At 63.9% G+C, this 7,776-nt stretch carries 7 protein-coding genes; 5 read left to right on the forward strand and 2 right to left on the reverse strand.

All coding sequences use genetic code 11. The features are described 5' to 3' along the window. The first annotated feature begins 25 nt into the window (after positions 1–25). From J5T34_RS20165 to J5T34_RS20185, 5 genes are all read left to right on the forward strand, one after another. Positions 26–1,429, forward strand: coding sequence for an ABC transporter substrate-binding protein (locus J5T34_RS20165; RefSeq protein ID WP_244259100.1), 1,404 nt, complete (start codon positions 26–28; stop codon positions 1,427–1,429). Next, positions 1,429–2,361, forward strand: coding sequence for a carbohydrate ABC transporter permease (locus J5T34_RS20170; RefSeq protein WP_208582360.1), 933 nt, complete (start codon positions 1,429–1,431; stop codon positions 2,359–2,361). Before J5T34_RS20165 ends, J5T34_RS20170 begins: the two co-directional genes overlap by 1 nt. Further along, positions 2,345–3,247, forward strand: a complete 903-nt coding sequence (locus J5T34_RS20175) for a carbohydrate ABC transporter permease (RefSeq protein WP_208582362.1) — start codon at positions 2,345–2,347, stop codon at positions 3,245–3,247. Before J5T34_RS20170 ends, J5T34_RS20175 begins: the two co-directional genes overlap by 17 nt. A 32-nt stretch (positions 3,248–3,279) precedes the next feature. After that, positions 3,280–4,353, forward strand: a complete 1,074-nt coding sequence (locus J5T34_RS20180) for an ABC transporter ATP-binding protein (RefSeq protein ID WP_208582364.1) — start codon at positions 3,280–3,282, stop codon at positions 4,351–4,353. Positions 4,354–4,423: 70 nt separating this feature from the next. After that, positions 4,424–5,221 (forward strand): phytanoyl-CoA dioxygenase family protein, encoded by a 798-nt coding sequence (locus J5T34_RS20185; RefSeq protein ID WP_208582366.1) that lies wholly within the window; start codon positions 4,424–4,426, stop codon positions 5,219–5,221. 14 nt (positions 5,222–5,235) lie between these two features. On the opposite strand, the gene J5T34_RS20190 is transcribed toward J5T34_RS20185, so the two are convergent. Together J5T34_RS20190 and J5T34_RS20195 are read right to left on the reverse strand one after the other, a co-directional pair. Beyond that, positions 5,236–6,468, reverse strand: a complete 1,233-nt coding sequence (locus J5T34_RS20190; protein ID WP_208582368.1) for a methyl-accepting chemotaxis protein — start codon at positions 6,466–6,468, stop codon at positions 5,236–5,238. A gap of 279 nt (positions 6,469–6,747) precedes the next feature. After that, positions 6,748–7,491 (reverse strand): hypothetical protein, encoded by a 744-nt coding sequence (locus J5T34_RS20195; protein ID WP_208582370.1) that lies wholly within the window; start codon positions 7,489–7,491, stop codon positions 6,748–6,750. Positions 7,492–7,776 lie beyond the last annotated feature (285 nt).

A 7,776-nucleotide genomic window follows, 5' to 3' on the forward strand; every position in this document is an offset into this window, starting at 1 on the left:
TCATGCCAATGCATCAGGACATGACATGACCACTGCAATCGAGTCTGACGTTTCCGCGGCAGTATCGGCCGTCACTGCTGACGATGGCACGCTGGCGCCCGACCTGGGCCGCCGCCGGGTGCTGCGTGCCGGCGCCGCGCTCGGCGCGGGCGCCGTGTTTGGCGCGCCAGCGTTCGCCCAGGGTGCAAAGAAGTACGCCGGCGTGGTGCTAAACGTTTCCGCTTTCAGCGCGCCGTACCAGAAGCTACTGCGGCAATGGCTGCCCGAGTTCGAGGCGCAGACCGGTATCAAGGTCAACTTCGACACGCCGTCCTTTCCGGTCTACAACCAGCGTGTCGATCTGGAGCTGTCGACCAAGGGTTCGGGCTTCGACGTGGTCAACGTGACCTTTATCTATTCGAGCCGGTGGATCCAGTCGGGTTGGCTGACGCCGCTCGACGATTTCATCAAGGACCCGGGCCGGACGCCGGCCGAGTTCGACATCAACGACTTCCTGCCTGGCGCCCGCGCGCCGGAGACGGGCCGCGACGGCAAGCTCTACGGCGTGCCGTGGACCGCCGAGGTGACCATCAGCGCCTCGTCCCGCTTCGATCTGGTCAAGGCAGCGGGGCTCGCCTATCCGGATACCACCGACGATCTGGTCAAGACGCTGAAAGCCGTCAACCGCAAGGATCGCGTGGCGGGCTTCGTCACCGACAATCACTACGGCTGGAACTTCCCGCCGTATCTGCATGCCTTCGGCGGGGACGTCTTCCGCAAGGCGCCGGACGAGCTCTATCCGACGCTGGATACACCCGAAGCGATCGCCGCCGCCGACTACTTCGCGCGGCTGCTGCGCGAGTTCGGTCCCGACGGCGCCGTTTCGTATACGCCAGACCAGGCGGTGCAAGCGCTGAAGGCCGGCCGCAGCAACTTCAGCACGCTGGGCCAGATCTATCTGTCGCAGGTCGGCGATCCGGCGTCGAGCAAGGCCGCGCAGACCGCGGCGTGGGGCCTGGTGCCGAAGGGACCGGCCGGTCGTTTCCCGGGGACTGCGGTGCACGGCTACGGCATCCCGATCGGCAGCAAGAACAAGGAAGCCGCCTGGCAGTTCATCGTGTGGGCGACCTCGAAAACGATCACACGTCGCGCGGTTGCGGCCGGGTACGGTTCGCCGTCGCGCCGCTCGGACATCGACGCCGAGGTGTTCCGCAAGCGCCAGGTCGTCAATGGCTACGACATCGCCAGGCTGTGCACCGATTCGATCGAGCTGTCCGGCAAGCAGGGCCATATGAAGTACCGCACGGTTTCGGTCTATCCGCAGATCGACCAGCAACTGAACAAGGCGATCGAGCTGATCGTCTCCGGCCAGCAGAGCGCGGCCAGCGCGATGAAGCAGGCGCAGGTTGCGGCGATCGCCGAGCTGAAGCGGGCGGGCGTGGCAGTCTGATGGCGAGCTCCATTTCTACCCGGCACGCTGCGTCGCCGCCCGGCTGGGAAGCCGAGCGGCGCCGTGCCTTCCTGTTCGGCCTCGCGCCTTCGCTGCTGATTCTCGGCGCGATCACGCTGGTTCCCGCGGCGGCCTTGCTGGTGATCAGCCTGACGCCGCTGAACCTGCTCGACCCGGTGGGAACGTTCCGATTCGACGATCCGCTGGTCAACTACCGGCAGTTGCTCGACGACCCGCGCTTTACCGGTTCGCTGTGGGTGCAGGTGCGGCTGTCGCTGTCCAGCGTGACGCTGCAATTGGCGCTTGGGTTGGCCATTGCGCTGCTGCTGAACGCGCATTCCCGCTTGCTGGCCGCGATCCGTTCGGTCTTCCTGATCCCGATGGTGCTGCCGCCGATCGTGGTTGCGCTGATCTGGAAAATCCTCTACACGCCCGACGTCAGCCCGCTGCATCGCGCGCTGGAGCAGATCGGCTTGCCGCTGCGCTCGCTGATCGCCAATCCCGATACTGCGCTGTGGGCGATCAGCATTGCCGAGACGTGGCAGTGGTTCCCGTTCACGATGCTGATGGTGCTGGCGGCGTTGCAGATGATTCCCGACGAGCCGCTCGAAGCCGCGCGCATCGATGGCGCCAACCGCTGGCAGCTGTTCCGCTACATCGTGCTGCCCTATATCCGGCCGGTGCTGGTGGTGTGTGCGTTGTTCCGGCTGATCGACAGCTTCAAGGCGTTTCCGCTGATCTATGTGCTGACCAACGGCGGTCCGGGCACGGTCACCGAGGTCACCAACTTCTATGGCTTTATCCAGGCCTTCAATTTCTCGTATTGGGGCTACGCCAGCGCGATTGCCGTGGTGATGCTGGCGGCGGTCTTTGTCATCAGCTGGTCGATCAGCCGGTTCAAGGGGAGCAATGCCAATGAACGCGACGACTGACACGCTGCGATTGCCGCGCCATGGCGGCGGCGCACGAGCCGATACGCCAACGCTGCCGCAGTCGCGTGCAAGGCCGCTGAGCTGGCTGCGCCGCCATGCACGTGCCGCGGTGGCGCTGGCCTTGCTGCTGGTGCTGATGTTCCCCTTCCTGTGGCTGGTGCAGATCGCCTTCCGGCCGGCCGAGGGCGCGTTCGACGACAGCCTGCTGTTTGCGCCCACGCTGGATGCGTTCCGCGCGCTGCTGGAGGGCAACTTTGCCCGCTCGTTCGCCAACAGCCTGGTGGTCAGCACGCTGTCGACGGTGCTGTCGCTCGCGATCGGGGTACCGGCTGCCTATGCGCTGACCCGCTGGCGCTTTCGCTCGCGTGGCCGCGTGGCGCTGTGGATCCTGATCACGCGGATGGCGCCGCCGATCGCCTTCACGATCCCGTTCTTTCTCGCGTATCGCTGGATCGGCCTGCTCGATACCGTATGGGGACTGGCGCTGGTCTACCTGACCTTCAACCTGGCCGTGGTGATCTGGCTGATGCAGGGCTTCTTCGAGGCGGTACCGGCCGCGCTGGAAGAGGCCGCCTGGATCGATGGCTGCGGCGTCTGGAGTGCGTTCTGGCGCGTCACGCTGCCGCTCGCAGCGCCGGGCGTGGCCGCCACCGCCGTACTGTGCTTCATCTTCTCGTGGAACGACTTCTTCTACGCGCTGATCCTGACCCGGACCCATGCCGTCACCGCGCCGGTCGCCATCGTCAATTTCCTGCAATACGAAGGATGGGAATGGACCAAGATCGCCGCCGGCGGCACGCTGGTGATGCTGCCGGTGGTGGCGTTCACGCTGCTGGTGCGCAAGTATCTGGTGCGCGGGCTGACGGCAGGCGGCGTCAAGGACTGACGGCTGGCTGGCCTTTCAATTTCGACGGATTCATGGCTTCCATCTCTCTCCGACACCTGCGCAAGGCCTACGGCAGCACCGACGTCATCCACGACTTGTCGATCGACATCCGCGACGGCGAGTTCGTCGCGCTGGTCGGCCCGTCCGGCTGCGGCAAATCCACGCTGCTGCGCATGGTGGCGGGCCTCGAGCCGATCAGCGGCGGCGAAATCCGCCTGGGCGACCGGCTGATCAACGACGTGGCGCCACGCGACCGCAATATCGCGATGGTGTTCCAGAACTACGCGCTGTATCCGCATATGACGGTGGCGCAGAACCTGGGCTTTTCTCTGAAGCTGCAGGGTCTGCCCAAGGCCGAGATCGAGCGGCGCGTGCAGGCCGTTGCCGAAACGCTGGGCCTGTCCGCCGTACTCGACCGCACGCCGCGCCGCCTGTCGGGCGGCCAGCGCCAGCGTGTGGCGATGGGACGCGCCATCGTGCGCCAGCCCGAAGCCTTCCTGTTCGACGAGCCGCTGTCGAACCTCGACGCCAAGCTGCGCGTGCAGATGCGCACGGAGATCAAGGCGCTGCACCAGCGGCTGGGGACCACCACGCTGTATGTGACCCACGACCAGGTCGAGGCCATGACGATGGCCGACCGCATCGTCGTGCTCAAGGATGGTGTGGTCGAGCAATCGGGCGTGCCGCTGGAACTGTACGATCGCCCGCGCAATGCCTTTGTCGCCGGCTTTATCGGCTCGCCGGCCATGAACTTCTTCCGCGGGCGCGTGCAGCGCGATGGCGCGCCGTCGATCCTGACCGACGATGGGCTGCGCCTGCCGCTGCCGCTCGACCGTGCTCCCGAGGCAGCGCACGGCCATGAGGTCCTGTATGGCGTGCGGCCCGAGCATTTCACGCTGGAGGAGCGCGACGCGCTGGAGGCCGGTGTCGTGGTGGTCGAACCGACCGGGTCGGAAACGCTGATCGCCGCGAAACTCGGCAGGCATCAACTGGTGGCGGCATTCCGCGAGCGGGTCGATGCCCGTCCCGGCAGCGCGCTCAGGCTCCGGCCACGGGTCGAGCATGTGCATCTGTTCGATGCGGCATCCGGACAGCGCTTGAATTGACGTCGATCCCTCATCACCGGTTTCGGTACCATGCCGGGCTATGGCATGACGACCGGGTGGAGGGAGCCAGATGCAAAGCGACCATCGTCGAGAGGGAGCGCTGGACGAAGGGCAGGTCCGCGATTTCATCGAGCGCGGATTCGTCAGACTCGACGGCGCTTTTCCCCGCGCGCTGGCCGACGAAGCGCGGGCGATCCTGTGGCGCGATACCGGCTGCGATCCGGACGATCCCTCCAGCTGGACAAAACCGGTGGTTCGCCTCGGCATGTATTCGCAGCCGCCGTTCGTGCAGGCCGCCAATACGCCGACCCTGCGGCATGCCTTCGATCAACTGGCTGGGGCAGGGCGCTGGTTGCCTTGCATGGCGATGGGCACATTCCCCGTGCGCTTCCCGTCGGCAGACGATCCCGGCGACGCCGGCTGGCATGTCGATGTCAGTTTCGGCTGGGAACAACCGGATTTCATGGACTGGCGCGTCAACGTCCACTCGAAGGGCAGAGCGCTGCTGATGCTGTTCCTGTTCTCGGACGTCGGCGAGCGCGACGCACCGACCCGAATCCGTATCGGCTCGCATCTCGATGTCGCGAGGATGCTGGCGCCGGCCGGTGAGGCCGGCCTGACCTTGCGCGAGATCGTCGGCAGGTTGCCGGAGACGGAAGGGCGCCCGGAGGCACTGGCTACCGGCGAAGCAGGAACGGTGTACCTGTGCCACCCCTTCCTCGTGCATTCCGCCCAGCCGCACCGCGGCACGACGCCACGCTTCATGGCGCAGCCGCCGTTGCTGCCGCGAGAGCCGCTGCAGATCGCGCGCGAGGATGGCGCCTATTCGCCCGTCGAGTCCGCGATCCGCCTCGGGCTGGGCTTGTAAGGCCAGGTCGCCGGTTATCGGGCCGCGGCCAATCGAAGGGATGGCTCCCGCGACGATGACATCGGAGCAGGACCAGCCTCCAGCCGGAACCGCGCCACCACGCTCTGCAACTCGCGCGCCTCGTCGGCCAGCGCATTCGACGCGGCGGCGGCCTGTTCGACGAGCGCGGCATTCTGCTGCGTCACCGTATCCATCTGCGTCACCGCCACGGCGACCTGCGCGATGCCGGTGCTTTGCTCTTCCGACGCGGCGCCGATTTCGCTCAGCAGCGTGGTGACATGCCGGACCGCCCCGACGATTTCATGCATGGTATGACCCGCCTTGCCCACCAGATCCGAGCCGCTCCCCACCTGCTGCACCGAATCGTCGATCAAGGCCTTGATCTCGCGTGCCGCGGCGGCACTGCGTTGGGCCAACGTCCGCACTTCGCCAGCGACTACGGCGAACCCGCGCCCTTGTTCTCCTGCCCGAGCCGCCTCCACGGCGGCATTGAGCGCCAGGATATTGGTCTGGAACGCGATGCCTTGAATGACGTCCACGATATCGGCGACCTTCTTCGAACTCGTGTCGATCGCTTGCATCGTGTCGACCACCGCGGTCATTACCTCGCCACCGCGCTCGGCGATGCCCGACGCCGACTGCGCAAAGCGGTTCGCTTCGCGGGCGCGCTCGGTGTTCTGCTGCACCATGGCCGTCAGTTCGCTCATGCTCGATGCCGTTTCCTCCAGCGTCGCTGCCTGCTGCTCGGTGCGCTGCGACAGATCGGTATTGCCGGCGGCAATCCGGTGCGAAGCTTCGGTGATGGAGTCGGTGGACGTCTTGATCCTCGCGATGAGGTCAGTCAGCATGTCTTCCATCCGACCAAGACCGCCGAGCAGGGCGCCAAAGGGGCCAGTGCGCTCGGTTTCGAATTCCTGGCTGAGGTCGCCGGCGGCTACTGTCTCGGCGATTAGTTCGGCTTCGGCTAGCGGTTGCTGGATGCTCCTGGATAGGGCTTGGACGCATGCCACTGAAAGGAGCAGGGCTGCAATGCCCAGGCCGATCATCCATTCGGTGGTGGTGGTGATTTGTTGATCCAATTGGGTCAGCGCTGGGCTGTTCTTGGCGACGGTGTCGACCGAATGGGCTGCTTCGCCGATGGATCGCAGCTGCGTCACGCCGATTCCCAAGGCGATTGCCGATACCAGCAGCACTGCGCCGAAAGATGCCCCGAGTCTTGCTCGGATGGACCAGTTTCCGATATGCATTTCTCTCTCCGCTCCCCGTTTGTTGTTGACGCCATTAGAGCTGGCGGCATGATGAGGCGGACTGCGGTCTTTCTTGCCCCAACGAGGGTTGACGGCAAGGGCACGGAAAACTTTAGGGAGTCGGGAAAACTTCTTTGAGAATTAAATGATCGTTGGCCGGCGGTACGCGTGGTTAGGACCCTCCGGAGCGACCGATTTCGACCCATTGCAGACATTCAACTAACGCCTGAGAAAAACCACCATCACGAAGTAGTGGTCGACTCGGACGAATTTTTGATGCTATGCAGGAAAACCGCGCTCGCGCGTCTGATGTATGGCTGCAACATGCTCAATGAACTTTGTCACGACTCCGGCGACCTCGTTCTTAGACTTGTCCACGTTCACGGTGACAGTGGACAATTTGATGTGGTTAACACCCTCTGGAACTTGCGACTGCTGGACTTTCATCTCCCGGTCGACTTCTTCAGCTACGAATTGGGGAAACTTCGATTGAAGCTCTGTCTGAAGGTGTTGGATTACGCTGTAGACGTTTTCAGCAAATTCGAGGGCCTCCGCCTCCCGCACAATTTTACCTCGGTGGACCACTTTGTTACGCGTCTCGGTAATGCGTGTCTCAAGCTTGAAGGGGCGGCTCTGGTCAAGCATATAGAGGAACTGAAATGCACCAAATTGGCGTTCTGACTGGGCGGCGACATTTTTCCAAGCCGCCTCAACCGTTTCCTCCGGGATACCCTTTGCGCGGGACGAGACACGGATGTAGAACTCGTATATGCGTTCGAGTGCCGAGGACATAACAGCTACGACTTCGTTTGTATATCCGTCGAGCGCTGCACGAGCGGCTGATCGCACGAGTACTTCGTATCGGCGGGCGTTGTATAGGACGACTCCGCTGTGTCCTCGGTCGCAAGTGACGTGAATCATGCCATTGTCATTAAGTTCGCCAGCTATGGGATTGAACTTGGGCGGCTTCCCATCCTTTGATGCTTCTTGAATGCAATCTGGGCATGCGGCGATGATCTTCATAGCATCTAACGTTTGAGTTAAGTGGCTCCGTCAGGCCGCCATTGAACGAAGGGCAGGTCCCAATCGCTGCCCATGGCGAGCACATGAATATAGGGAGGCGAATGTCGCTTTCTGGCCGGAACAGGACACCTGGAATTTGAGGGGCGGCCGCCGATCCTGGCCGTACGCAGGTGCTTGGCGTAGAGCGCGACGAAGTAGGGGGCTTTCCACCATGAGCACCGCGTAGCGGTCCGTCTCGAGAAAGGCTGCCGGCTGACCCCTCCCACCCCTTCACATCAATTCGCC

Source organism: Cupriavidus gilardii (assembly GCF_017598945.1).
GTDB lineage: Bacteria > Pseudomonadota > Gammaproteobacteria > Burkholderiales > Burkholderiaceae > Cupriavidus > Cupriavidus gilardii_E.